At 44.8% G+C, this 24,908-nt stretch carries 24 protein-coding genes; 6 read left to right on the top strand and 18 right to left on the bottom strand.

Annotation, left to right across the window (positions count from 1 at the left end):
- Positions 1-4: 4 nt before the first annotated feature.
- From MUCPA_RS00430 to MUCPA_RS00455, 6 genes are all read right to left on the bottom strand, one after another.
- Positions 5-2,476: a TraG family conjugative transposon ATPase gene (locus tag MUCPA_RS00430; RefSeq protein ID WP_008503816.1), complete on the bottom strand. Its 2,472-nt coding sequence runs from the start codon at positions 2,474-2,476 to the stop codon at positions 5-7.
- Entirely contained in the window at positions 2,460-2,801 is a 342-nt protein-coding gene (locus MUCPA_RS36760) for a DUF4133 domain-containing protein (protein WP_008503818.1), read from the bottom strand. The genes MUCPA_RS00430 and MUCPA_RS36760 overlap by 17 nt, the downstream gene beginning before the upstream one ends.
- A gap of 15 nt (positions 2,802-2,816) precedes the next feature.
- Positions 2,817-3,380: a DUF1896 family protein gene (locus tag MUCPA_RS00440; protein ID WP_008503820.1), complete on the bottom strand. Its 564-nt coding sequence runs from the start codon at positions 3,378-3,380 to the stop codon at positions 2,817-2,819.
- A gap of 52 nt (positions 3,381-3,432) precedes the next feature.
- Positions 3,433-3,765 carry a DUF4134 domain-containing protein gene (locus MUCPA_RS00445; protein ID WP_008503822.1) on the bottom strand — a complete coding sequence of 111 codons (333 nt, stop codon included), beginning with the start codon at positions 3,763-3,765 and terminating at the stop codon, positions 3,433-3,435.
- 77 nt (positions 3,766-3,842) lie between these two features.
- Entirely contained in the window at positions 3,843-4,313 is a 471-nt protein-coding gene (locus MUCPA_RS00450; protein WP_008503824.1) for a hypothetical protein, read from the bottom strand.
- A gap of 191 nt (positions 4,314-4,504) precedes the next feature.
- Positions 4,505-5,353 carry an RteC domain-containing protein gene (locus tag MUCPA_RS00455; protein ID WP_008503827.1) on the bottom strand — a complete coding sequence of 283 codons (849 nt, stop codon included), beginning with the start codon at positions 5,351-5,353 and terminating at the stop codon, positions 4,505-4,507.
- A gap of 422 nt (positions 5,354-5,775) precedes the next feature.
- On the opposite strand from MUCPA_RS00455, the gene MUCPA_RS00460 reads away from it, so the two are divergent.
- From MUCPA_RS00460 to MUCPA_RS00475, 4 genes are all read left to right on the top strand, one after another.
- Positions 5,776-6,768 carry an AraC family transcriptional regulator gene (locus MUCPA_RS00460; protein WP_040625563.1) on the top strand — a complete coding sequence of 331 codons (993 nt, stop codon included), beginning with the start codon at positions 5,776-5,778 and terminating at the stop codon, positions 6,766-6,768.
- 158 nt (positions 6,769-6,926) lie between these two features.
- A complete protein-coding gene (locus MUCPA_RS00465) occupies positions 6,927-7,427 on the top strand; it encodes a MauE/DoxX family redox-associated membrane protein (protein WP_008503830.1) in 501 nt (166 codons plus the stop codon).
- 80 nt (positions 7,428-7,507) lie between these two features.
- Positions 7,508-7,738, top strand: a complete 231-nt coding sequence (locus MUCPA_RS00470) for a DUF6520 family protein (RefSeq protein WP_008503831.1) — start codon at positions 7,508-7,510, stop codon at positions 7,736-7,738.
- A gap of 69 nt (positions 7,739-7,807) precedes the next feature.
- Positions 7,808-8,836 carry a hypothetical protein gene (locus tag MUCPA_RS00475; protein ID WP_008503833.1) on the top strand — a complete coding sequence of 343 codons (1,029 nt, stop codon included), beginning with the start codon at positions 7,808-7,810 and terminating at the stop codon, positions 8,834-8,836.
- Here the strand turns inward: MUCPA_RS00475 and MUCPA_RS35510 are convergent.
- The 3 genes from MUCPA_RS35510 to MUCPA_RS00490 all read right to left on the bottom strand — a co-directional run bounded on the left by MUCPA_RS35510 (position 8,833) and on the right by MUCPA_RS00490 (position 15,256).
- A complete protein-coding gene (locus tag MUCPA_RS35510; RefSeq protein WP_008503834.1) occupies positions 8,833-10,188 on the bottom strand; it encodes a TlpA family protein disulfide reductase in 1,356 nt (451 codons plus the stop codon). The genes MUCPA_RS00475 and MUCPA_RS35510 overlap by 4 nt on opposite strands.
- Before the next feature lie 75 nt (positions 10,189-10,263).
- On the bottom strand, positions 10,264-11,685 hold the full coding sequence (locus MUCPA_RS00485; RefSeq protein ID WP_008503835.1) for a RagB/SusD family nutrient uptake outer membrane protein: 1,422 nt from the start codon (positions 11,683-11,685) through the stop codon (positions 10,264-10,266).
- Positions 11,686-11,695: 10 nt separating this feature from the next.
- Positions 11,696-15,256, bottom strand: a complete 3,561-nt coding sequence (locus MUCPA_RS00490; protein ID WP_008503836.1) for a SusC/RagA family TonB-linked outer membrane protein — start codon at positions 15,254-15,256, stop codon at positions 11,696-11,698.
- Between the two features lie 224 nt (positions 15,257-15,480).
- Here MUCPA_RS00490 and MUCPA_RS00495 point away from each other — a divergent pair, with 224 nt between their 5' ends.
- Complete coding sequence (locus tag MUCPA_RS00495) at positions 15,481-16,719, top strand: IS4 family transposase (RefSeq protein WP_008503844.1); 1,239 nt, start codon at positions 15,481-15,483, stop codon at positions 16,717-16,719.
- A 221-nt stretch (positions 16,720-16,940) separates the two neighbouring features.
- On the opposite strand, the gene MUCPA_RS00500 is transcribed toward MUCPA_RS00495, so the two are convergent.
- The 3 genes from MUCPA_RS00500 to MUCPA_RS00510 form a co-directional block, all read right to left on the bottom strand.
- Positions 16,941-17,903 (bottom strand): FecR family protein, encoded by a 963-nt coding sequence (locus tag MUCPA_RS00500; protein WP_008503845.1) that lies wholly within the window; start codon positions 17,901-17,903, stop codon positions 16,941-16,943.
- Positions 17,904-17,999: 96 nt separating this feature from the next.
- Positions 18,000-18,599 carry an RNA polymerase sigma factor gene (locus MUCPA_RS00505; protein WP_008503846.1) on the bottom strand — a complete coding sequence of 200 codons (600 nt, stop codon included), beginning with the start codon at positions 18,597-18,599 and terminating at the stop codon, positions 18,000-18,002.
- Positions 18,600-18,703: 104 nt separating this feature from the next.
- The gene (locus MUCPA_RS00510) at positions 18,704-19,072 is read right to left on the bottom strand and encodes a hypothetical protein (RefSeq protein WP_008503847.1); all 369 of its coding nucleotides are present in this window, start codon (positions 19,070-19,072) and stop codon (positions 18,704-18,706) included.
- Positions 19,073-19,085: 13 nt separating this feature from the next.
- Between MUCPA_RS00510 and MUCPA_RS00515 the strand changes: the two genes are divergently transcribed.
- Positions 19,086-19,985, top strand: a complete 900-nt coding sequence (locus tag MUCPA_RS00515) for a LytR/AlgR family response regulator transcription factor (protein WP_008503848.1) — start codon at positions 19,086-19,088, stop codon at positions 19,983-19,985.
- A gap of 20 nt (positions 19,986-20,005) precedes the next feature.
- Here MUCPA_RS00515 and MUCPA_RS00520 read toward each other — a convergent pair whose 3' ends face one another.
- The 6 genes from MUCPA_RS00520 to MUCPA_RS00545 all read right to left on the bottom strand — a co-directional run bounded on the left by MUCPA_RS00520 (position 20,006) and on the right by MUCPA_RS00545 (position 24,904).
- Positions 20,006-20,245, bottom strand: coding sequence for a hypothetical protein (locus MUCPA_RS00520; RefSeq protein ID WP_157543779.1), 240 nt, complete (start codon positions 20,243-20,245; stop codon positions 20,006-20,008).
- Positions 20,246-20,314: 69 nt separating this feature from the next.
- Positions 20,315-20,728 (bottom strand): hypothetical protein, encoded by a 414-nt coding sequence (locus MUCPA_RS00525; RefSeq protein ID WP_157543780.1) that lies wholly within the window; start codon positions 20,726-20,728, stop codon positions 20,315-20,317.
- 99 nt (positions 20,729-20,827) lie between these two features.
- On the bottom strand, positions 20,828-21,727 hold the full coding sequence (locus MUCPA_RS00530; protein WP_169316141.1) for a T9SS type A sorting domain-containing protein: 900 nt from the start codon (positions 21,725-21,727) through the stop codon (positions 20,828-20,830).
- Positions 21,728-22,313: 586 nt separating this feature from the next.
- Positions 22,314-23,213 carry an IS3 family transposase gene (locus MUCPA_RS00535; RefSeq protein WP_157544057.1) on the bottom strand — a complete coding sequence of 300 codons (900 nt, stop codon included), beginning with the start codon at positions 23,211-23,213 and terminating at the stop codon, positions 22,314-22,316.
- Positions 23,135-23,656, bottom strand: coding sequence for a helix-turn-helix domain-containing protein (locus MUCPA_RS00540; RefSeq protein WP_008503751.1), 522 nt, complete (start codon positions 23,654-23,656; stop codon positions 23,135-23,137). Before MUCPA_RS00540 ends, MUCPA_RS00535 begins: the two co-directional genes overlap by 79 nt.
- 45 nt (positions 23,657-23,701) lie before the next feature.
- Complete coding sequence (locus tag MUCPA_RS00545) at positions 23,702-24,904, bottom strand: T9SS type A sorting domain-containing protein (protein WP_008503852.1); 1,203 nt, start codon at positions 24,902-24,904, stop codon at positions 23,702-23,704.
- Between the last annotated feature and the right edge of the window lie 4 nt (positions 24,905-24,908).

Consider the following 24,908-nt stretch of genomic DNA (forward strand, 5'->3'; position numbering starts at 1 on the left):
TGGTTCATTGATGTTGCAGGTCCTGTACTAAGGCCGCGATCCCCTTGCGCATATCGCCGCCGAATTTTGCGGCATACTGCTGTACTTTGACCTTTTCCGATTCTTCAGTGGTGTAGGCGTAATATTCTTCCGGTGATACTTCCGTGGCATAGACCTTGGATAACATGCCGCCCAGCGAGATAAAAACCTCTTTATACTTCCGGGCCGGATCGTTGGCTTTATTCATCGATAGCACCTGTGCTTTTTCCTTGTCCGTCAGCCCTAAGAGTTCCTGTACCTGGTCAAACTTGTTCTGGTACTTCGATTGGTCCAGCAGTATTTTGCAGTCCGAATTGTTGATGATGGCCTGTTTGACCACGGGGGAGGAAATAATATCTTCCACGTCCTGGGTAACGACAATGGCTTCGCCGAAGAATTTCCGGACCGTTTTAAACAGGTATTTAATGTATTCGGCCATCCCTTCCTTGGCAATTGCCTTCCATGCCTCCTCAATGAGGATCATCTTGCGGATGCCTTTAAGTTTGCGCATTTTGCTGATAAACACCTCCATAATAATGATGGTCACCACCGGGAACAAAATGGGATGGTCTTTGATATTGTCCAGCTCGAAAACAATAAAGCGTTCGGTGAGCAAATCCAGGTTTTCGGTGGCGTTGAGCAGGTAGTCAAACTCGCCGCCTTTATAATAAGGCCGCAAAACGTAGAGGAAATTGCCGATGTCAAAATCCTTGTCCTTGACCATATCGGCTTTCAGGATGGCGGAAAACTCGTTTTGCAGGTATTCATAAAAGGTATTGAAACATGGGAACAGGGAATTGTCCTTATCCAGCTTTTCAAAATACCCCTGCAAGGCATTGGACAAAGCGACATACTCCGACCTGCCAAAGGTTTCATCATCTTTTTTCCATAAGGCAAGCAGCATAGTCTTGATGCTTTCTTTCTTCTCGGTATCCAGTACATCACCCTTACCGATATAAAAGGGATTAAAGCGGATGGGATTCTTTTCATCATAGGTGAAATAATAACCTTTTACCAAATCACACAGCCCGCGGTAGGAATGGCCTACATCCACGAGGACAATATGGGTGCCCTGTTCATAGTAGCTGCGGACCATGTGATTGGTAAAGAAAGACTTACCTGAGCCTGAAGGCCCGAGGATGAATTTATTACGGTTGGTAATGAGCCCCTTTTTCATGGGTTCATCGGAGATGTCCACGTTGACCGGCCTGCCGGTGAGGCGGTCGCCCAAGCGGATGCCAATAGGGCTTATGGAGCTGCGGTAACCGGTTTCCAGGTTTAAAAAGCAGGCGGCCTGCTCTGCAAACGTGTCGAAGGTATCATTGAGGGGAAAGTCGGCTTCATTGCCGGGCAGGCCCGCCCAGAAGATCTGCGGTGCACCGTCTGTTTCCTGCTTGGGACTGGCATCCATCTGCACCATTGCGGAGGCCACCTGGTTGCGCAGGTCTTTTAGTTCAGCGGGGTTATTCGTCCAGGCCAGTACGTTAAAGTGCGCTTTGACCGGGAGCCTTTGCGCGGCAATGGCTTCGTTCAGAAATTCTGCGGTGGCATCCCTTGCGATGGCATTTTCCCTCGAATAGGCGGAAAGCGATTGCAGCCTGCGCCGTTTGCTTTCCAGCAGCTTTAGGGTTTTGGCGGTATCGTCTATAAATAGGTACTGGTTATAGATATGGTTACACGATAAGAGCTGCCCTAAAGTGGATGCGAAGCCGACGCTGAATTTTGTTTTGTCCGTGCAATATTTATCGTAATTGATCCGGCTGCCGCACAGGGCGGGCAGGTCTTCGGCATCCGATAAAGTATAGAGCTGGCAGGTGTTCTCCCCGATCTTCAGACCATCCTTAAAATGGATGTCCCGGATGGTTGGCGTTTCGCTGGGCGATTGCAGGAACAGGTACTGCGCCAACAGGCCCGGCTTACCGGTTATTCCGGCAAGGGCATCATTGTTTAAGCGATTTAGTTTCACAAAACCGCTGTCGGATAAAATCCGCTCAAACTGCCCGGCGCTGTCTAAAAACTCCTGGAACAGGGTTGGATTGACCGTGATTTCCGGCGCAATTGACCTTCTGAGCAGGTTGGAAAATAAGGAACTTGCCGGTTTACGGCCTGCCGGTTTTTTGGTGAGCAGGATATAACAGCGGTGGTTCAAGAAAGGGCGCTCGTTAAAAAAACGTTCGCTGGCGCGGCTAAGAAAGGAAATATCCTCCTTTTCAAAATCGGCCGCCACTTTATCGGAAATAAACCAGTCCTGTTTGTGGAAGATGCTGTGTTTGGGCAGGATTTTAATGGCCTTGATCCATGCCTGGTGGAATGCCTCGTATTCCTCGTTGGAGAGGCTGAAAATCTCCGGCAGGGTAACTTCATAGGCCACGGTAATATCCCCCTGCACGGAAAGCAGGCAGTCATTTTCTATTCTATAGATAGGTAATACCCGTTCGATGTCAATTGCCTGTGCCATGTGTTTTGTGGTTAAGTGTGGTAAATAATTGGTAAGAGTGAAAGCGGACATAAGCAGGCACGCTTTTCTTTGCCGCCTTTTTTAACAGGCCATATTGCCCGTATTTATGGGACAGGCGGTTGACGGTCATAAACAGGATGGTGCCGAGGGAGCCTATCAAAACCAGGCAGATGAGCACCGGTGTGCCGCAGATATACAGGATGGAAAAGAGCAGCAGCAGCCCGACCAGGCCAACCGCGAGGTAGGCGATGTACTGCGCTTTCAACCCCTGAAATTCTATGGGTTTATTGATCGCCTTGTTGATGGAATAGATACTGTTTGCCATGTTTTGTTCTTTTGATCAATCATTTTGAAGGTGGAACCGGATGGTGTTTGTAATGGCCGTGCGTAGTTTCCCGTGATGCTGGTTTTCCTCGCTGAAACCGAAGTCGTCAAAAACCGGGTTACATTCCTCCATCAGGCTGATGACCTGGTAGGTAAGCGAGCCGTTGTTGACATACCTGTAGTAGGCCGTTTCAAATTCGGCTTCGAGCACTGCCCGTATGTAATGGAAGCGTGACGGCCGCAGTTCAGCGGTAAGTACGTCCATGCATTTGTCCTCTATGATATGGGCCGGTTTACCGGAGGCTTGTATTTCAGCCAGTTGTGGTTTTACCTGTTGCAGCCGCTGCTCCATGTAGTCCGCCAGTTTCTGGCTGCCCTGTAACGTAACCAGCAGGTCTGGATTGTTATGGACGATAAAGCGGTACAGCTTTTCTAATAGCAGTTCTTCCATCACGGCCTGTTTAAGCGGGTCAATAAAATCACGGGCAGGGCTAAGAGATAACAGAGCCCTGTAGCCGCTACCGCCATGATCAGGATCACTGTACCTGTGAGCGCTCTTGCCAGGAAAAAAAGGCTCCATAACCGGGTAGCGTACCGCTGCACTTTGCAACGGGTACGCAGCGTTCCCGTTGTCATACCCCGAAAAAAGATTTCAGGACTGTTGCCACTATTACCAGGAACACGCAGCTGCCAAACCAGCTTGCTGCGACTTTGCCGGTGTCCTGTTCCCCGTGATTCCATTTGTTATAGACTTTCACCGCCCCCACGAGGCCGACGATCGCTCCAATCGCATACATCAGGTTGGTGCCTGCGGCGAAGTAGCTTTTGACCTGGGTGGTTGCCTGGTTGATGCCCGCATTCCCGTCCTGCGGGTAAGCGCTGGTGGCATATAATGCCGCTAAAAGGACTAATGCGGTTACTCTGCTTTTTAAATTGTGTTTCTGTTTTTGATGTTGTTTTTTCATTTTGCACCTGTTTAAAATGTGGTGCATGGCCATGCTGGAATCGACTGCGCAGTCGTTGTTGATTTATTGTATTCGTATTATCCTAATTGCTGTAATTCTTCGGTTGAAAAGTTAACGCCGCATTGTTCGGCAGCTTCTTTTGCCATTAACTGAAGGATGCTGTTTTTTAATTCTACCGGGAGGTTGCCTTTGATACCTGAGAGGTAATTGCTGAACAGGACGGTCAGCTTCTCCTTGGTAGCATGTTTGCCCGCTTTGGGGATCACCTCGTAGCGTAGTTCGTTGATCAGTTGACTAACCTGGTCAAGGTCGGGAGCCAAAGTACTGTTTGCGGAAACCTTCACAGGCCCCGGTGCCGAGGCGTTAGTTTGGAAAGCGTTTTCCTGTGAAGGCTGTTTTGCGCCCCGGAATAAATATAATTTCCGTTTACCTGTCGCCAGGTTCTGAAGATCATGCCTGTAGAAGACCAGGCCGAGGCTCACATAATACAGCGCGGTAGCGGCTGCGGTGTAAGACCAGTAAGTACCCCATGTAATGTTACTGAACATCTTTTTTAATTTTTAAGTGGCGAATTCTATTCGTTATTGTCGGAACAAAGGTGGCCGGACTTAAAAATTATAATTCACAATATGGACCAACTTGGGTAAAATTTATTTTTACCGTACCCTCCATGTATAAAAAAGCCCCGCATCAAATGCAGGGCAAAAAGCATGGGCACACGAATAGGCTTATCGGCTTTTTAATTAGGGTCGTCCAATCTTCGTAAAAATTCCTGTTTCATTTTATCAAGGAATGGCGCGGGCTCTTTTTTGCGCAGGGTAATATCATAGTACAGCCGGTAATAATTACCCAGTTCCATATTCAGGGCGATCTCGAAAAAACGGGCGATGTCCTTGATGTCCGCCTTGGCCTTCGTTTTGGCATTGTAGAACGCCCCGGTACTTTGCAGGCTGTACATGAGTTCCACAAAAGCCGTTTTGGTTTCCGCCCAATGCAATTTCAGGTCTTCCGCTGGGTTCATTTGTACATTGGATGCCTGATCGCAAAGCTTTTGCAGACATTTTTCCAGGTAGGGCACCAGATGCTCGTTGGCCATCATGACCGATACTTTGAGGTCGTGGCTGGTACAGAAATGCCTGTCGCAATCAAAGTAGGTAATATCCAGCCCGATCAGCAGGTCAAATCTCGCCCTGGTGAAATAGGCTTCATCCATGTGGGTAGCCCCCGAGCGGTAATATTTGTAAAACGTGTTGTTTTCCACGGAGTACCTTTTGATTTTAGCCAATTGTTTTTTCAGGTATTTCTTCCTGGCCCTTAAAGAGCCGTCAGGCTTGTTGGCCTCGATCTCGAACAAACGGAGGTAATAAATCAGCCTCGAATAAAACTTTGGCTTCAACTCCTTAAAGAACTGGATCTCCTCGGCAGCATCTTTAAAGTCATGGGCAATAATATATTCCTTTAATTTTTGCATGGCTGCCTCTACGGCATAGTAGGACTGTTTTGACCATTCCAATACATCATGGCTTTCCGTTTCGATCCGGACCAGTTGCTGGTCCAATTGCTGGTATAATGCTATCACAAATTCCATATCACAGGTATTTAATGTAAAAAATAACTTCTTGAATTACAACCGGTTGCTGAGGGCAAATCTATACAGGGAATGAGGTGATCGGGAAATTCCCGGGCTGCCAGAACAACCGAAGTAGGGAAAATAGTCAGTGAAGTATTGAATTACCGGAATGAAGTACTTGAAACGCGCACCGGTTTTTAGCGTTGCAAAGGAAAAGAGAGAGGCATTATCGGACGAACATTGGAAAAGGGAAATAAAGTTAAATTGGTTATCGCAATAAAACTACAGGTAAAAAACTTAAATAAGGAAAATGACAAAACCAGTTTTTTACCTGTAGGAGGAAAAAACCCTGCGTGGTATTTTTGCAGTTCTCTCCCTCTCTTGTCCGTGGTGGCCTGAAAAGGCCGCCTCTTGTTATTCTTCTACTTTTTCAATCAAGTATGATGATATTCAAAGCGGACGATTCCATACAACAGCAGATCAGGACTGTCAGTATTATACCTGAGCGTTATAAGAAATTATTAATGCCATCGGCAATCATTACTTACTCAGAGGGGCCATTTGGCGTCATGCTGTCGCAGAAAGTACAAGGTAATTTTTACAATATCTGGCAGCATCATTTCTTTATCTCCCAAAAAGTTGCTTTTTACCCGGACACCGATGTGAACCTGTTTATATTGAGTTATGTCTTAAAGGGCACCGTGAACTGTAAGGTGCCAGGCATCGGCAAACTGGTCATACCCGAAGGGCGGTACCATTTGTATAGAATGGCATCGAAGGACAACCAGGTTATTTTCAACCCTGGGGACTATCATTTTTTTCATATTGATTTTGAGCCTGAATGCGCAGAGCGCATGGCTCAAAGTTATCCGAGGATCACACAACTGCTTGCCAAGATCCTCCGGGAGCCAGGCGCTTCGGGGCGTTTAAAATATACAGCCAGGATCACATGGGAAATCAGGAACCTGGTCTGGAAGATCATCTATAACAAAGAACAGGAACCCGAAAGGAATTTAACAGAGATTGGGCGAATCATGGACCTGCTCGTATTGTTCATCAGGGACTTTTCAGGCATAGAAGACCTTGATGACCAGCTTGCAATTATGGAAAATAATATAGAGAAGGTCAGAATGCATATTGAAAATAATCTGCAAGAGGATTTAAGCATTGATGAACTTGCGCATTTGTCAGGAATGAATAGTTCAACCCTGAAGAGAAATTTCAGAAGATTTACGGGAACTGCCATACATCAATTTATTATCGACAAACGGATGAAAAAAGCTAAGGAATTGATAACGCAAAATATACCTGTTCACGAAGTTGCGGCATTGGCAGGCTATACCAGCCATGCCAGTTTTACGACGGCTTACCGGTCGCATTTTGGAGAAGCGCCTATCCATTCAAAAGGGAATAAGAAGCAGGAAAAGGGGTGAAAAGCCTGAAAAAACAAGAAAACAAAAACCTGAAATGACAAACAGCGTAATATAATACCGTTCTAACTTTACACCGGACAAGAGAGGAACTCATTTAAACCTTTAGGACTATCGGAGTGGGAAAGCATTTTTTAAAGTCATCTTTAAAAACTTTATCCATGAACACAAAATTGCTTTTTGAAATCATTTCGCCCATAATTGTTATCCTGTTACTAAAAAAACTTTTTACCTGGCGGGAACTGATCAGCGGGGCACTTGCCTGCCTGTGGGTCTATGCGGCGGTGTCCAAATTGCTGGATTATCCGACATTCAGGGTGCAGCTGGCAAAATCTCCATTGCTCACCGGGTTTTCCGGGATCATAGCGGTTGTATTGCCAGTCACGGAACTGGTAATAGCAGCCCTCCTGCTTATCAGACGTTTTAACACTTCCGGGCTGTACTTTTCCCTGGTCATGCTGGTGATGTTCACCTTTTACCTCCTTTTTATTTTAAACTTCAGTTACTACATTCCATGCAGTTGCGGTGGGATATTGCAAGGCTTTTCCTGGAAGGGCCATATCATTTTTAACATCGCCTGCATTGCAATAAACATAACGGGGATCATCAATCATAAATCAACGGGCGCAGCACCGGGAAATCGTTTAACACAACCTATTTAAGATATTGCCGGCCAGCAGACAGGAGTAGCCGAATACCTGTAAAAAATAGTAGGCTTTTTCTTTTTTAAAAAACACCAATCATGAAAAAGGTAAAAATTTCACTCGCAGTTATTGCATTGACGCTAAGTTTTGCAGGAGCCGTTAGTACACAGGCATCCGGCACTCAACAGGCATTCCTGTGGGATGGTTCGGGATATAATACGCCAAGCGATCCGGCACAGGTAGCGCAACAATGTCAGGGTTCACAGGTTGAATGCGGCGTTATCATCACTGACGGTACCGCTGAATACTATCCTAAAGACAACAACTAAACCCTGGTCAAGGATTCATAAAGGATAGCCGGTCCGGCTATCCTTCCTTTTAATTCCAAACTGAACCATGTGGGCAAAAGACAACTTCTTATCCTCTTATCGCTTCTGGTAATTCCGGTGTTACCCGTATGGATATTATATAAGATCACCTATCATCTTAATGAAAAAAGCAACGGGTTTGTAAGGAAGTTTCAGGACGGCCAAGTAACACTATCCTGCCAAACACCCAATACAGGGACTATTACAGATATTTGCGGGATCAATGATTCCGTGGTTTTCTTTGCCGATAAAATGCCCGGTCGTATTATCAGCTATACGCATTCGCTTCATCCCCTGAACGAAATCACCTTAAACCTGTCAGGCAATAAAAAAATGGCTTCGTACTTTTTCACGCAGGTAGATACTTCGGGCGTTTATGTATTTGCGTTCAATGCCCATACCATTTTTAAGTCCGATATGAAAGGTCCCGTGGTCACGGGTTATAAGCCACCGGTACTTTTCCACAAGGGCATACATTATAATGGTCATTTCTACCTGTTAGGGTATGATGGCAACATGGACGACCGCCGGTTCAGAAAAGTTGATCCTGCATCAAATGAGGTAAATGAAAAACGGTTATTCAAAGCAGGCTCCCCTTCATTTGACGGGATGATGTTTTTTGATGAACAGAAACAAACCATCCTATACGTAAGTTTCTTTTCTAACGCATTTCTCTGTATTGATACCGGCCTCTCCATCAAATATTACGGGCATACCATTGATACCACAGGTACGTACCCAAAGCAGCGGGCAATGATCAAAAGCCATTATGCCCGATATCTAACCAGCCCGGAGCCTGACAAAATAGTTAACCGGGCGTGCTGTGCCTATGACAGCTTCCTTTATATAAATTCAAACCTGACATCGGATAATGAACAAAAGGAAGCCTTCAGGAGTAATGCGGTCATAGACATTTATTCTGTTGCCACAGGCCAATACCAGGGAAGCTTCTATTTGCCCGACCACCATAATGAACGGGTCAAAAGGATCGCCGTGTATAAAAGGACTCTGTTCGCTGTCTATCAGGATGCACTCATGGCCTATGAACTGGGGCGTTAATACTTCACAGCTTTATCCCGGATAATGATCATGTCGATCTCCCGTTCCTCCTCAAAAAAATCCATGCCGTATTTACGCATCTGTTCCCTTACTTCCTCAAGATTATTCAGGTGGGCATTAATATCCATATCCACGTTATCATTATAACCCGTTTCATTGACGATCGGTGTCGGGATGTCCTGGAGGTATAGCCCTGCCAGGTTCTTAAAAAACAGGTCTATGGATTTATTTCTGATACGGAACCTGAAAGCATCAGCATCGATGAAGGTGGTGTCCCCTTTTGACCGGAGCCTGTCTTCCGGGCCGATCCGTTTAGCTACCAGGCATTTTACCTTTCTTTTTTCCATGCCCCCCTCTATGCCAAATTTTGCCCCAAAGAATTTATTCAGGTCAAACTGCATGATCTCAAACATCCTGTCTTCGGGGATGGATTGGGGCACCGTCAATTCATAACAGAAAGCGCTCTTTTTGAGCAGGCTGTCTTTGAGCGCCTTGTCCATCTTCCTGCCTGTCCAGTAGTAATAAAGGCTGGTGGAGTCCTTTACTTCCAGCCTCGACCTGTTGTAGGCAAAAAAATAGGGGTTAAATCCTCCAAAGGCCATTTTGTAGAGGTTCTGGATAAGGGCGTTGTTGTTATATATTTTATGCAGGTTCCCGGTCTTTGTGTAACCGCGCGGCGAAGGCAGGCCTTTTATATAGGACGTGATAACGGAGGAAAATTGCAGGTCGATGAGCGCTGAGTCTGCCCCGCCCATCAATAACGGTTTCAGCTTATTGTACTGTAGTTCGCTTTTTACCTGCATGGTAACCTGCTGCCTGTTTAAAAACGCATCAATGTTCTTAATGTCCACATCATCGGCATCTGTAAAGAACCGGACGGTCCCGTTGCCGTCTATCCATACTTCGTGCGGTATGGTCTTGTGTTTGAAAAGCCCGTTGAGCAGTACGTCATTGAAAACAATGGGTAACGTAAGTTTCCTTAATTCCCGGTCCGGCGTGTTGGAAAAAAAACGGTTGACTACGGCATTACTTTCATTGGTGACGGCAAGTACCTGTATTTTGCCGGGATACCTCTTTTGCAGCGAATCGAGTTTGGGTAACGCTTTCAGGCATGGGCCGCACCAGGTTGCCCAGAAATCAAGGATCACCAGCCTGCCTTTAAAATCAGACAAACGGGCGGCAGCGCTTTTATAGTTTTTAATATTGCCGATCTGGAAGTCGGGGCATTGGTCGCCTATTTTTAACCCGGCAGCAGGATAGGTTTTTCCATTGGGTTTCAGGGATGGTATATTTTGAGCTTTTATTGCACCCGTTGCCAGGCTGCAAAAAAGAAGGATAAGAACGGTTTTCATAAAAGGGCGTATAAGTTAAAATTGCGGCATAATACAACAAGAGGGGTATTACGCCTCCTGTTGTGGTTTTGAAGATCAACGTTGATTTTGAATGATGGATGGATTGGCGGCGATCACGTCATCGGGGATAGGCAGCGTGTACCGCGGGTCAAGTGGCGACAGGGTATAGGCAGTCCCATTAAGACTGCGTGTAAGGGTCATCGCAAACCTGCTGTCTTCATTGAGCCTTCTGAGGTCAGTCCACCTCAAACCCCTGAATATTAATTCTTTTCTCCTTTCCGCCAGTATCTTCGTTAATGCATCATCGGCATCCACAGCCGTCACCGGAACAAACGTCCCGGTTCTGAACCGGCTCTTCAATAGGAAATTAAGATCAGCCAAAGCGCCGTTCACGTCTTTCTTCCTGGCTCGTGATTCGGCCCTGACCAGGTACAGTTCATCGGTCGCCAGCCCGCAGAAAAACAGGGTCCCGGCATTGTAACTTCCCTTAAAGAATTTCGTCCCGTCCGTATTGGTCTTGAAAAATAATACCTGCCTCAGATCGCTGGCGTTATAGGAAGCATACAGGGCCGGGTCGACCTTGTGCCTGGATGACCAGATCGAAGAGCTGTTAAGGATGCTCTGGAAGATAACCTCGGCATTGAACCTGGCCATCGGGTATGCGGCAGTCAGGCTGAGGGTATTGTAATCCATCAGGCTGTTATAAAGGCCCAGTGCGCTGTCCGCATATTTCAGGCTGTTATCATAGTCGCCCATGCTCAGGTACACCCTTGCCAGCAATGCGTCCACGGCAGTTTTTGACGGCCTTGTTTTATACAAAGGGGTAACGGGAAGCATATTTTCAGCCTGTTTAAGGTCGGCAATGACCTGGTCAAAAGTTTGCTGGACGGTTGCCCTTGCTGATACCTCGTTCAGGTCGGAAGTCATCCGCAGGGGAATGCCGAGGTCGCTGCCGGCAGTGGCGGCTTTATAGTGTGGGGCAAAAATTTCAGCAAGCGCATAAAACGAGTACGCCCTGTAAAAAAGCGCCGAACCCTTTATATTGTTCCAGTCAGCCTGGTTGCTGTTGTCCTGGGTGATCTTCTCCAGGTCTTCCAGCGCGGTATTGGCATAATAGACCGCCTGGTAAGCCCGGTTCCAGTCCAGGGAAGTATTGCCATTAAAGATCTGTTTTGACCACAGGTAACAATTCCGTTCAATTTCAACGGCGGACTGCCAGTCGCTATAGGCCAGGTAATAGTTGTCGGCGCTTATTTCCCCCATGCTGGGGGACACGCCGTTCTGGTTGCCGTTCATGACCGCAGAATTGTCCAGCAGCGACTGGAGGTCGGTGAGGGTAGATAGCACTACCAGGGATTTTTTAGGTTTGACATCCAGCCAGTTATCCTTGCAGGAATTCAATACAAGCAGGAACAGCACGCATAATAAGGCCGCCCGCGACGTTCCGGGAAGTCTTAAAACGCTGAATGGTATGTGGAAGGTGATCTTTGATTTCATAATGCAGTAGTTAAAAATTTCCTTTAAAGCCAAATGACAGGGTAAATGGTTGCGGCAGCGTGGAACCATAAAGATCAGGGTCTGTCCCGGACCTGTTAGCCCGCCACAGGATGCCTATGTTATTGGCATAAGCGTAAAACCGCACGCTGTTCACGGGTAATTTCCGCCATTGTTTTCTATCCAGGTCATAACCGAGCTGCACATCCTGTAACCGGATGTGGTCACCTTTTTCAACCAGCGGCCCTGAAAATTTATAAAACATGTCCCGGTTACTGTTCAACGGCAGGGTTGGGAAGGAGGGCACATTGGTTGTTAGCTCATCGCCCGGCTGTTGCCATCGTTTAGCATAGTCTGCATTTCCAGTCCAGTTAACAAAAAGTTCTGTATAATTAATGGAGGTTCGGCGAAAATAGTACCCGAATTTACCCGCAATATTTACGGAAAGCGATACCGGTCCATAGGAAAAAGTGTTCCGCAGGGAACCAAACACTACCGGTAAAGCCGGGCCGTTATATACAAGGCCGTCCGGGGCAACAGCGGTAAGGGAGACGTAATCTTTTGATACATTGCCATTGGCATCATAGCCCATCGGGTCACCGGTGGCCGGGTCAAGCCCGGCCCATTTATAACTGTATATGGAATACACCGGGTGGCCTTCATAGGGGTACAACTGGTTAGGGTCAGTGCCGCTTCCGAAGTTCAGGTAGTTGGCGGCGGTGGTCTTTACGTTGTACCTGGTCACTTCGTCTTTATTGTAGCTGGCCAGCAGGCTGGTGCCCCATTTAAAGTGGCCGTCAATGTTCCGGGAGTTGAGCTGTATATCCATGCCATGACTTTTAAAGTCGGCAAAATTCCCCTTGACCACAGACTGGTTGGCCCCGTTAATAATACCGGTAGTCGGGTCCACTGAGGAATTGCCGATCAGGTCAACGCCTTTTTTGATATAGTATTCAACGCTACCGGACAGGATGCTGTTTCGGGTCTCGAAGTCTGCGCCCAGGTTATATTGCCCGGTCTTTTCCCAACGTAATTCAGGGTTTCCGGGGTTGGTGATCTTTACCGATTGCGCCCCCGTATACAGGTCGGTAGTGTAAGACCCTGTAGTCAGTGCGGTCACGGTTTTATCCACGTTGCCCCCGTAGCCGTAAGTTGCCCTTAATTTAAGGTAAGGCAGCCAGCCGATATGATAAAAAGCTTCGCTGCCCAGGTTCCAGGCAATACCGGCAGACCATAACGGTACGCTCTTCTGGTTGGTTTTAACACCGAAAAGGTTGCTCTTATCGATCCTTGCGCTTGCTGACAGGATATAGCGGCTATCATAAGTATAGGAAGCGTTAGCGAAATAGGACAGGTACCTGTCGGTCGCGCCCGTATTGCTGTCCGTGTTGGGGATACTGCCGGAACCGGTAATATAGAAAGGGAAAAAAGTGGTATAATCGAGCGCGGAATTATTGGTACCGAGGTCATTGTTATACCCGTACAGCCTGTTACTGTAGCTGTCATTCGTTAATTGTTTCGCTTCGGTACCTGCAAGCGCAGAAATAGCGTGTTTGGAAAATGCTTTATTATAATTTACCTGCGCCCTGGCCGTATTCCCGGTCATCGTGCTGGCCGCCAGGTCAAGGATATCCCCGACCGGTACCGGCCGGGTGACGGTGGTCCCGCTTACGGAGGTATATTTATTAATCAGGTCCCTGGTGAAATAGGTTTGCTGGCCCTGGTCGTTGCGGTTCAGGGAGGTTGACCTTTCATACTGGTACCGGATCTCCGCATTCAGCCCGTCCGCCAGCGTGTATTTAATTCCCGGGGTGAACCTGATCTCTGAAATCGTGGTTTTGTTGTCAGCAGCGTTTACCTCCTGCAAAGGCCGGTATTTCCAGTCAAGCAGTTTGCCCCCTGTCGCCAGCCCGTCAAGGTAGCTCAGCCGGTAGTAATTGGGCAAAGCAAGCGGGCTGCCTGCATCATCAGCAAGTTGAGCATAGGGATATACTGATTTTGTACCCGATAGTTTTATGGAATTATAGTCCGAAGGGGCTGATGCGCTCTCGCTCTGGACATAGTATAAGCCATAGGACAGGTCTAAGTTTTTTACGGGTTTGAACGAATTATAGGCGCTCAGGTTAAGCCTTGAATAGGAATTGCCGACAGCGCTTTGCCTGTTGTTATCATACCCGGCTGAAAACAGGTAAGTAGTTTTGGCGCTGCCGCCGCTGATACTCAGGGAATATTGCTGGCTGACGCTCTTCCGGTAAAAGAATTTATTAAAATCATTGCGCACATCGTTTGACCGTAACGCATTGATCTGGCCATCTGCATCAGTTGCAGACAGCGCACCGCTTCGTTTCTTTGCGAGGATCTCAACGACCGGGGAAATGACCGGACGGGTTGTGGTATTGTTCAGGTCACCATCATAATACCCCTTGTTGAAAAGGAGTTGTTCTACATCGACGTAATTGGAGGCATCCAGGAAATTTTTACTGTAAAACAGGTCGGGTTTATTGCCGACGGTAACATTACTGTTCCATTCCACTTTCAGGGGCTGGTCATTGCGGCCCTTTTTTGTCGTAATTACGATAACGCCGTTACCGGCCCTTACCCCCCAGATGGAAGCCGCCGCCGCGTCTTTTAATATGGTAATGCTCTCTACATCGTTAGGGTTGATGTTATTGATATCCCCGTCATAAGGAAAATTATCGATCACGATCAATGGATTGTCATTGGCCAGTATCGTACTTCTGCCCCGGATGCTGAACTTTTGTTTGCTCCCGAACCGGCTGTCAAATAAGACACCTGGCGCGATCCCGTTCAGTCGGCTGATAATATCGGTGGATACCTCCCGGTTGTAGGTTTCGTTGTCTATTTTCGCAAAAGACCCGGTAGCCCTTTCTTTAGGCAGTTGCTGGTAGCCGGTGGAAACCACGGATACCTCGCTGAGCTTACTGTTATCCGGTTCCATGCGGATGGTGACCGGCTGTGACAGGCCACTTATTGCTATCTCCTGTGTGCTGTAACCAATAAATGACATGACAAGCATCACATTGTCAGGAGCGTTATTAATTTCAAACAAACCGTTAATATCACTGGAGGTTTTTAAGTCGGTGCCTTTAACCTGTATGGTTGCGCCTGCAAGCGGCTGACCTTTCTCATCCAGTATTTTTCCGGATATTTTCATTAAAAGCAGCTTTGGGTCTGCCTTAGCCTCTTTAGCATTAGACTTTGATGGCGCAGTTATTTTCGACACGCCGATAACGCTGCCGGATTGTTTAAACGTAAGCGGAAGCTGGGATGAAATCAGTTGCAGTACTTCACCAAGTGGCTTGTTCGATACTTTAATCGTTATGGCGTTCAGGTCTTTGAGGATGGTTTTGTTGTAAACAAATGTTACACCGGCCTGCTTTTCAATAGTGGAAAAAACCTGGCTGACGTTTGTATTCCGTACGTCCAGGCTGACGTTCTGGGCGCTCGTGGTGCCTGCAATCAGTAGGGTTGCAAAGCAGGCTTGTATACCGATAAGTAAGGTTGTGATACGCATACAGGTATAGCATAATCTGTTACGGTAAATTTTTACCATATTTGTTTAGTGTTTAATGGGTGAAACTGTTGAACTCGGGTAGCTGCGTCGAAGCGTCCAAACTGTGACGTAGCAACATCAAATGATCCGGGACGGCCTTGCGCTGTCCCGGTCATTTCCGGACCCCCTCCCTGGGACATAGCCGTCAACTTTAGAAAAAAAAGGGATAAAATTTTTTTAGAGCAAGAATCGGAACTGCAAAATTGCAGTCATTATTCGAGCGAATGAGTTCGGAACTATTTGAACCAACGGTGTTAGATGGCCTGGCCCGTAAAACAGAGGCTATACAACGCAAACGAAAAGTGGGAGGCAAGGAACTATTGGATATGGCGTTATTTGATGGAGATCAATCGTTTAACGGCATGAGTATGCAGTTAATGCGGAGGGATGGGCTTGATATTTCGAAGCAGGCATTGCATCAAAGACATCACAGCAATATGACAAAGTTTGTACAAGCCGTTTTTGAGCAATTAATAGCAGTTGAGTTACCGCAAGAGCAAACACAGGGCTTGGAGATCCGTATCAAAGATTCTACCCGTTTCGCGTTGCCGGAAGTTATTGCAGAGACATTCCCCGGAACAAAAGGAAGTGGGATGAAAGCGGGAGCATCTGTACAATTTGAATTTGAAATCAAAAGTGGTAAAAGCGATATCAAAGTAACTCCGGCCAACGCAAATGACCAGGGTGAGAGTCATCTGGACAAGGCATCAATTCAGCCGGGGGTATTATATATGAGAGATCTGGGTTACACTCACTTGAGTTATATGAACAATATTAACAAAGTCAAAGCTTTCTTTATTAATAAATTATGTCCGAAAACAACGATTTATCTATTAAAGGACGACCAATACCAAAAGTTAGAGTTGTCGAAACTACAAGGCATAACCGGCGTATTTGATCAACAGGTATATATCGGAGCTGATAAGATGCCGGTAAGGATAATAATAGAACCGGTAAGTGAAGAGCTCAAGGCAAGGCGGATAGCCAATACTGAAAAGTACAATAAAAAGAAAGGCAGTACCACCAGTAAGGGATTCAAAGAGCGGGCAGGGTTTAACTTTATTGTTACCAACCTGGTGAGCGAAAAATATAGCGCTGAATTGATCCAAAAGTTATATCACCTGCGATGGCAGATAGAATTGGTTTTTAAAGCATGGAAGTCGTTTTTAAAGATACACACGTTCCCCAAAGGAAGTTCGGATCGTATAACCAGTATATTATACAGTAAGTTGATCTGGGCAGTTTTGAGTTGGAAAATATGCATGGCTATCGGTAAGATAGGTCAAATTAGTGTTTTAAAGGTGCATCGACTAATCGCTTCTACGAAAGAAGAATTGCGAGCGCAGCTTTTAGGGATATGCTCAAAGTGGTTAGCTCTGTTGGAGAAATTAAACTTAAAGCACCTTTCAAAAGAGCACAGAAAACATAGGTTAAAAATAGAAGAAATTGTAATAAGTATTTGATTATTAGATATTTAAATACTATATTTAGATAGTTAAACAAAAATAAGAAAGGCGGGGTCATCTAAACCTCCCCGCCTTAAAAAACGAAAAATATGAGAGTAAAAATACATAGGTTTGCCCATGCGGGCAAACCGCGCCTAAAAATTAAATAACTGAAAATCAACAATATATGAGTACAGCTACTTAAATTGACGGCTATGCTCCCTGGGAGGGAATACACATTAATTAACTATTATTAACTGCTCATTGATCTTTTTAAAAGTAAAGTGGTTGGAAAAGCTGATCGCTGTCAGCACATTATCTAAAGGCTGGTTACCCAGCCGCATGGTCACTTTCTCATTCAGTAGCCTGCTGTTCTTGATCTCAATACGGACGTTATACTTCCTTTCAAGGCTTGCCATGACGGTTGCGAGTGGCTGGTCATCAAACAGCAGCCTGCCCTGCCGCCATACGGCAATATCGGCCATGTCTACTTTTACTGTCCTGATAACATTCGTTGCTTTGTCAAGTATGGCACGTTCGCCGGGTAACAGGAAGGTGGATTGAGCAGAGGACGCGGGAACTACACCGACTTTACCGGTGCTGACCGTAATCAGCGTTTCCGGTTCTTTGGTAAAGGCAGCGATCTCAAAGGAAGTTCCAAGAACCGATACGTTGGTTTTCCCCGTTTGCACTACAAAAGGCTTATGGGCATCATGGGTAACGACAAAAAAGGCTTCACCCTCTTTTAATGTCACCAATCTTGTTTTGCCTTGGAAAATTACAGGGTATTGAAGCGTACTGCCGGAATTCAGCCAGACTTCAGAACTGTCCGGCAAAAAAACTTCTACCCGCTTGCCATAGGCTGCGGTCACTGTTTTCATTTCAACGGGCCGGGATAGCGACCACAAATAATAACCACCTGCAATTATTAATGTTGCCGCTATAGATGCGGCAATGCGCCAGTTTACGATAAAAGTCTTTTTGTGATGGGGACGGTCGTCGATTCTGTCCGATATTTTTTGAAATAATCCCTGGAATTTGTCTGGTTGGCTGGAAGTATATTCCGTTCCGGTATTTTCAAATGCCTCTTTAATAAGCACCCGCAAGGTGGCTTCATCCGTTGTTCCGAAATCTTTGAATAACTGCCGTAATTCTTCTTCTGAACTTTTACCTTCTAAAAACCGCTGGTAGCTTGACAACATATTTTCCGGGTTAATGGTACATTTCCCCTGATATGCTTTGAAATAAAAAAAGCATTACTCAAAAAGCATTTTTTTTGATTTTTTTTAGCCGCTGGATTACAGGCTTTTGAAAAGCACCATTGAAATTGTAAGCGCGACCCCTTCTTTGGATTGGAATAAAAATTTACGGACGCTGCTGGTTGCTTTGACCAGGTGGCTGCTTACTGTATTGGGCGAGATGCCTAAGAGTTGTGCCACTTCTTCGTAACTCCTGCCTTCTATTTTGCAAAGGGTAAAAACTTCTTTGCGTTGCGGTGTCAGCTGGTCAATGGCTTTGTCGAGTAATTCCCGGCTTTCTTTCAGGTAAATATCTTCTTCGGTATGGGAATAGCTTTCAGCGAATGTGGCAACAATGTGTTCCTGTAACCGCCTGTCACGGGCGACTTTGCGATAAAATAAGAACACCTCATTTTGCGCGACTTTATAAAGCCAGGCTTTGATAGATAAGTCAGGGTTGATCTGATCCCTGTTGTCCCACAATTTCACAAAGGTGTCCTGCAACAGTTCGTCTGCAAGGTATTCCGTTGCGGTAAGTTTTAACAGCCTGCCATAAATACGATCATTGTAAGTATAATACAACTGCTCAAAAGCCTTCCTGTCTCCCGACCTCAAACGTGTCAGCAGTTCCTTCTCAGCAACAGGAAACATTACGGCCATAACAATGAGTATTAATTCTTTAAAGTTAAAAAATTAATAATACATTGTAAAATTGACGTGAATAAAATTACACATCAAGCGGTTTTCCGAAAGCTTACCTGGCTTTAGACAAAGGAAATGTCAATGGTTAGCGTGCCGGACATGCTGAAACCGGCTGGGCCGTCCTGAACGGTCATATCACCGGTTGTCTTAATGAGCTTGCCCGTATTTTCGGAAGGATGCTTGTCAATAATGATCGGCCCCCGGTGCCTGACCGTAAAACCGACCTGGAAGGCTACATACCTGGTAAATTCATCATCAAGGTTCGCGAGCGATGCCGCCTGGCTGGCATCGAGGGCGAAATTAGCAGTCATCCAGTTCTTAAAACTGTTCTGGATCTGGTTGGACTGGGCAATTAACTCATTGTCAGAAAGCGCGTACAATTCAGCCTTTTTGGCCTGAACTCCCGCATTGGTGAAGGGTTGCTGTGGCATAACTATAGGATAAATGATGTTGATTAAAACACATTTTATTGATGTTTGTTTAAGGAAAATGCAAATTGGAGGTCAATCGTCTTTGGCAGGCCCGGTTATAAATTACAATGACCTGTACTTCAGGATCATTATATCTGTTACTGCGGCGCACATCATTGTTACCATTGGTGAAGACTATTCCTTTTTCCAGTTGCTGGTGAAGTGGGATTATTATCGCTCCCTTTTATTTAGCGCTGTAATTGCGTTTATACTCGTCAACCTTGTTTATTGGGTCATACGGCACTTAGACCGGAAGTATGACTGGAAACTTTACCCGCTTCCCCGGTTAGGGCTTCAATTTGTGCTCGCATTATTCCTTCCCGCTATTGCAGCATTTATTTTAGCTTTCCTGTATTTCAGAGCGTTCGGCTACGATATCCGTCACACCTGGTATTTGCGTTATGACTATCCCGTTATTGTTGCCCTGATCTTCATGCTCAATATTTATTACCTCGCATTTTACTTTTTCAGGAAATGGCAGATAGCGGAGGAAATGGCAACTAACGCAAGCCCGGCTGTTGTATCGGTTCCTAAAGAAAAAAATGTATTGATCGTCAGTAAGGGTGCCCAGAACATCCCTTTGCCAGTTTCATCCGTTGCTTACATTTTTCATGACGGGGGTTACAATTTTATCAGGACTTTTGAGCAGGGCGAATTTTTTATTGCAGAAACACTCGATGTGGTACAGCAGCAATTAAGCGAAAAGCAGTTTTTTAGGGTGAACAGGCAAATGCTCGTCAACTTCACCGCCTGCCAGCATTTTGAACTGCTTGAATATGGCAAACTGGAACTCATCGTTAAACCACCCTTTAAAGAGCCTGTGATCATCAGCCAGAAGCGGGCGAAGGCATTTAAAGATTGGATGGAGCGGTAAAGACTAAAGCAGCGGCAGGTTTATGTAAAGCCGTATTGTTTTTTAAGCCGTTCTGATAATTCAGTTTCATATTCCAATATCGTGGCTGGGCAGTCTTCCCTTTGGGCAAATTCAAAAGTATCGCCGGAATCATTTAATTTGAAATGAAAGCGCCTGGTTTTGTTTTCGATCTGGACATAGACCTGGAAAAGCTTGGGTTGCAGCGTATGCATGGAGTTAAACCTGAATTCAATGTTATCTATCGTAAAACTAAAGTTCATGATCATGGCATAAAGTTACCGCAGGAATTGTCGCCAATGTCTATAAAAAAAGCACCTTGAAAGGTGCTTTTATGCAGGTGTAGCCACTTGGTTATTCACTAACCCTTCGGTCTCTTTTCGCCTCTTTTTATATCGCCGCTTCCCCCTGACAGGCTGGTTGATGGCTACTTCGATGTAATTTCCCCGGCAATGCCGGTATGTTGGGTAATCGTCAACTATTAATGAAATGACGTATTCATTAGGAGAGGTAAACCGGAATGAGATACCTGTGGGCCTGGTTTCAGGCGCATTCAGGTTGATGATCCGCTCAAGCGGGTACCATTTGAAATTTAATATGGGGCTGCTTTTTACAGCGTCCTTCACCGTTTCATACAGTTTGATCTGTGGCTCTCCGGCAAGCACGGCTGGTGCGCCCGCAGGGTTTACGATGAATCTAAATGATTGCGGAAAATCAGGCTGTAGATTTTCTAATAGTTCAAACAAAACAATTGTTTTTTTGAGGGTTTTAAAAAAGATGCAGGACAACATTTATATCTGATTCATAATTCAGATAATGCTTTACCTGTTATTTCGTTGATTTTATCAATAAATTACCAGCCGTTCAATTTGTTCCCGTTCATCATCCTTACTGAAATGCACGATGTAAACACCCGACACAAAATTCAAAGAAACCTTCGCATTACCATGATCAAATTTCAGGGGCTGTTGTAGTAATAACCGTCCGCTCATATCATATATAGCTAATGCCGCCTTTCCGTTATTGCCTGCATTTACAACCCTGATCTCATTTTTTGCAGGGTTGGGGAATATGTGCCAGTTGTTTGGTAGGGCATTCAGTTCATTAATGCCTACACGCTTTACCGTAATCGTTACGGTATCGTACTTTACAGTACCGCATAGGGTTTGTTGCACCATATAGGTATTGGTGCCTATGGCAGGCTTTACCCAGAAGCCCGCCCGTAAGGTATCTATCAATACCCATCCGCCGCCGCTATCACGCGATTTTAAAGACCATTTTACATCCGGCAGTATTTCGTTGCGGCCTATAAATACACTATCACCCGATATAATGGTCGTATCCCTTCCTGCGTAAGCATCCAGATCACTTTCTACAACGCTTACATCGTCTATCAAATAATATGCGTAAGAGGTTGTTCCTTGTGAAATAGAGGTAACATAAGTGGTATGTGCCTTATCAAAGAAGTTTCCTATGGTAATGTATTTTTCGGTTCCTTTAGCTATAAAACTACCTTCAATCTTTACCCAGTTTAGGGTATCGTTAATAACGGTGGTGTCAAATACCTGTGGCACATATTGAGGGTGAGGCAGGCCGCAATAATTCCATGTATTCGTATCTATTTGACCATCGTCCAAATAAGCTCCAATGTGATTTATTGCATATTGGGATTGTTGTTCCAATGTTACATAGAAGGACACGCAATAAGATTTGCCAACTGTTAGCGGCTTATATAAATGGCCCATTAAATAATCCCTTAGATATTGGTAATTAGGTGGTAGATTAATTTCATCTTGAAACATAACAACTTGAGCCATACCATTACCATGACGGGGATAGTGAAAAAAATATTGATTTTGAGGAGCACCTGATCTCACATTATTACCCGCACATGTATTGCAATATTCAGGTGTGCAATTTGGACTTCCAAATGAATCAACGGGCGGATAACTTGATGTATCAATGGCCGACCAATATTTCGCAAATTTGATTTGGTCAAAATTATTTGGACATTTACTATACAATTCAAATCCTGGATTAAGCACATAGTTAACCTGCGCTATTACAGCAAAAGGATAAATTAAGAATGCTATAAGGAATAACAGGAAGTGCCGTTTTACGGGCACCTCTTTATTATTTGTAACTAAAAATTTCGATTTAGGCATCATCAATAAATTACCAGCCGTTCAATTTGTTCCCGTTCATCACTATTGCTAAAATGCACTATGTAAACGCCCGGCACCAAATTCAAAGGAACCTTAGCATTACCGTGATCGAATTTTAAAGGCTGTTGTAGTGGTGTGACCCCAAAAAGTTGGACAGTTTACAAAATTAAGTTTTTTGTACGAGAGCTCGGTATTCCACCGGGCTCTTTCCATTTAACCTGTTTTTTATTCTTTCATTGTTATAGTAATGAATGTATTCTTTTAACGAAGTTATAAATTCTTCCGCAGTTTCAAAGCTCTGTTTGTACAGTAATTCTGTCTTTAAGATCCCAAAGAAGCTTTCGGCCAAGGCATTATCCAAGCAGTTTCCCTTTCTGGACATGCTTTGAATAATTCCATGTTTTTCCAAAGCCTTTCTATATCCATAATGTTGATATTGCCACCCTTGGTCAGAGTGAAAAATAAGTCCCCTTATATCTTTCACTTTATCAAAAGCCTCATATAACATTTCATCTATCATCTGCATATTTGGAGATTTTGAAATACTATAAGAAATGACTTCCCCGTTGAACATGTCAATTATAGGAGATAAATAGATCTTCTCCCCTTTAATGTTCATCTGAGTGACATCCGTAGCCCATTTCTGATTAGGCAGATTTGCCTCAAAATCCCTTTCAAGTACATTAGGGGCAATTTTACCAACCTCACCTTTGTATGAGCGATAACTTACTTTCCTGATATTGCATTTTAGGCCTAATGTTCCCATCAATTTTTGGACAGTCTTGTGATTTATGCTATAACCCCGGTTCTTCATTTCGGCGGTGACCCGCCGATAACCATATCTGCCTTTATGCAAGTGGTATATACTTGCGATCTCTTCTTTTTCATGCTTGTATTTATCATCATTTAGGCGCTTGCGATGATAATAAAATACAGAACGAGCCATCTGTTTGCAATCCAATAGAATTGAAACATCATGTTCGGGCCTTAGTTCTTCGATGGCTTTTGCCCACTCATGCGTTCGCGGGCTTCTTTTTCCTTGACTAAGGCCGTGACTTTTTTTAATAGTGCGTTCTCCGCCCGCAAACGGCTATTTTCCGCCTGGAGCTTCTCTACTTCTGTTTCAGGTTCAAGCTTCTTTGATCTTCCCATGCATTTAGGTGGTCGTCCAGGATTCTTTTGCTGGTATAGTACTGCATATCCCTCAACCCGTACTGATCTTACCCAGCGCTCTAAAGCAGTCTTGCTTAATCTATATTCCAGAACAACCTGATTTAAAGGTACTTTTTTTTCTATGACAAGCCTTACAACTTCTTCTTTGAAATCAGGCGTGGGCTTGACGTTAGGTTGTTTGAGCAGCCCACTTTCGCCATAAAGATCATATTTCCGAACCCATTCCAATATCATGCCTTCACGGATATGGCGTTCGCGGGATATCCGTAGAATCGGCTTTCCCTTTCTTACTTGAGAAACTACATCAAGTTTCTCTTCAAATGTGTGCTTTGACATAAATAATAAACCCCAAAAGTTTTTGTCTAACTTTTGGGGTTCACTTCATAGTAACAGCCTCCCGCTCAGGTCATATATCGCTAATGCCGCATTATTGGTATTGCCTACATTTACTACCCTGATCTCATTTTTTGCAGGGTTGGGGTATATATGCCAGTCGTTTTGCGGGCCATTCAACCCGTTAATGCCTACACGCTTTACCGTAATAGTTACAGTATCGTACTTTACAGTACCGCATAGGGTTTGTTGCACCATGTAGGTATTTGTGCCTATGGCAGGCTTCACCCAGAAACCCGCGTGTAAAGTATCAATTAATACCCAGCCGCCGCCGCTATCACGCGATTTCAAAGACCATTTTACATCCGGCAGTATTTCGTTGCGTCCAATAAACACACTGTCACCTGCTACAATGGTAGTATCCCTTCCTGCATAAGCGGGCGTATTGCTTTCCACAATACTTACATCATCAACAAGATACCATGTTGTGCCCGTCATCGCTCCGGTGACAGAGAGAGTATAATTTGTATGAGCTTGATCAAAAAAATTACCAATAGTTATGTATTGTTCATTGCCTTTGGCAATAAAACTTCCTTCAATCTTTGCCCAATGTAGGGTATCATTGATTATATTATGACTAATTATTTGCGGTGCATACTGAGTTCGTGTCAAACCACAATTATCCCATTTATTAGTATCAATCTGTCCGTCATCCAAATAAGCACCAATATGGTCTATAGCATATTGCGATTGTTGAGTTAAAACGACATAAAAAGTAGCACAATAGGATTTTCCTGAAATTAGCTTATTGTACAATCTACCGTTTAGATAATCTCTTAGATAAGTAAATCCAGGCGGAATACCTGTTTCATCACAGAACATTTGAACCTGCGCCATCCCATTGCCTGTTCTTGGATTATTGTAGAAATGAGTGTTTTTAGGCACACTTGCATCTGTATTAGCTGGGGCGCAAGTATTACAGTATTCTGGAGTACAATTTCCACTGCCAAACGAATCTTTTTGACTTATATGATTTACTGTATCTATTGGCGACCAAGGATTAGCGAATTGAATTTGATCGGCTTCATAAGGACATCTACTGTATTGCTCAAAGCTGGGGTTAAGTACAAGGTTAACCTGCGCTATTCCGGTGAAGGAATACAATACATATACCAACATAATTATCAATACCGTGAAGCATCGTTTAAACGATGCTTCACGGCTTGAAATCTTTGAATTAAAACGGCTCATGCTA

Source organism: Mucilaginibacter paludis DSM 18603, from assembly GCF_000166195.2.
In the GTDB taxonomy this organism is placed as follows: Bacteria; Bacteroidota; Bacteroidia; order Sphingobacteriales; family Sphingobacteriaceae; genus Mucilaginibacter; species Mucilaginibacter paludis.

Bases quoted from the DNA above. Each gene is read 5' to 3' on its own strand.
- MUCPA_RS00430 (WP_008503816.1), bottom strand. From the start codon at position 2,476: ATGGCACAGGCAATTGACATCGAACGGGTATTACCTATCTATAGAATA.
- MUCPA_RS36760 (WP_008503818.1), bottom strand. From the start codon at position 2,801: ATGGCAAACAGTATCTATTCCATCAACAAGGCGATCAATAAACCCATA.
- MUCPA_RS00440 (WP_008503820.1), bottom strand. From the start codon at position 3,380: ATGGAGCCTTTTTTTCCTGGCAAGAGCGCTCACAGGTACAGTGATCCT.
- MUCPA_RS00445 (WP_008503822.1), bottom strand. From the start codon at position 3,765: ATGAAAAAACAACATCAAAAACAGAAACACAATTTAAAAAGCAGAGTA.
- MUCPA_RS00450 (WP_008503824.1), bottom strand. From the start codon at position 4,313: ATGTTCAGTAACATTACATGGGGTACTTACTGGTCTTACACCGCAGCC.
- MUCPA_RS00455 (WP_008503827.1), bottom strand. From the start codon at position 5,353: ATGGAATTTGTGATAGCATTATACCAGCAATTGGACCAGCAACTGGTC.
- MUCPA_RS00460 (WP_040625563.1), top strand. From the start codon at position 5,776: ATGATGATATTCAAAGCGGACGATTCCATACAACAGCAGATCAGGACT.
- MUCPA_RS00465 (WP_008503830.1), top strand. From the start codon at position 6,927: ATGAACACAAAATTGCTTTTTGAAATCATTTCGCCCATAATTGTTATC.
- MUCPA_RS00470 (WP_008503831.1), top strand. From the start codon at position 7,508: ATGAAAAAGGTAAAAATTTCACTCGCAGTTATTGCATTGACGCTAAGT.
- MUCPA_RS35510 (WP_008503834.1), bottom strand. From the start codon at position 10,188: ATGAAAACCGTTCTTATCCTTCTTTTTTGCAGCCTGGCAACGGGTGCA.
- MUCPA_RS00485 (WP_008503835.1), bottom strand. From the start codon at position 11,685: ATGAAATCAAAGATCACCTTCCACATACCATTCAGCGTTTTAAGACTT.
- MUCPA_RS00490 (WP_008503836.1), bottom strand. From the start codon at position 15,256: ATGGTAAAAATTTACCGTAACAGATTATGCTATACCTGTATGCGTATC.
- MUCPA_RS00495 (WP_008503844.1), top strand. From the start codon at position 15,481: ATGAGTTCGGAACTATTTGAACCAACGGTGTTAGATGGCCTGGCCCGT.
- MUCPA_RS00500 (WP_008503845.1), bottom strand. From the start codon at position 17,903: ATGTTGTCAAGCTACCAGCGGTTTTTAGAAGGTAAAAGTTCAGAAGAA.
- MUCPA_RS00505 (WP_008503846.1), bottom strand. From the start codon at position 18,599: ATGGCCGTAATGTTTCCTGTTGCTGAGAAGGAACTGCTGACACGTTTG.
- MUCPA_RS00510 (WP_008503847.1), bottom strand. From the start codon at position 19,072: ATGCCACAGCAACCCTTCACCAATGCGGGAGTTCAGGCCAAAAAGGCT.
- MUCPA_RS00515 (WP_008503848.1), top strand. From the start codon at position 19,086: ATGATGTTGATTAAAACACATTTTATTGATGTTTGTTTAAGGAAAATG.
- MUCPA_RS00520 (WP_157543779.1), bottom strand. From the start codon at position 20,245: ATGAACTTTAGTTTTACGATAGATAACATTGAATTCAGGTTTAACTCC.
- MUCPA_RS00530 (WP_169316141.1), bottom strand. From the start codon at position 21,727: ATGGGCCATTTATATAAGCCGCTAACAGTTGGCAAATCTTATTGCGTG.
- MUCPA_RS00540 (WP_008503751.1), bottom strand. From the start codon at position 23,656: ATGTCAAAGCACACATTTGAAGAGAAACTTGATGTAGTTTCTCAAGTA.
- MUCPA_RS00545 (WP_008503852.1), bottom strand. From the start codon at position 24,904: ATGAGCCGTTTTAATTCAAAGATTTCAAGCCGTGAAGCATCGTTTAAA.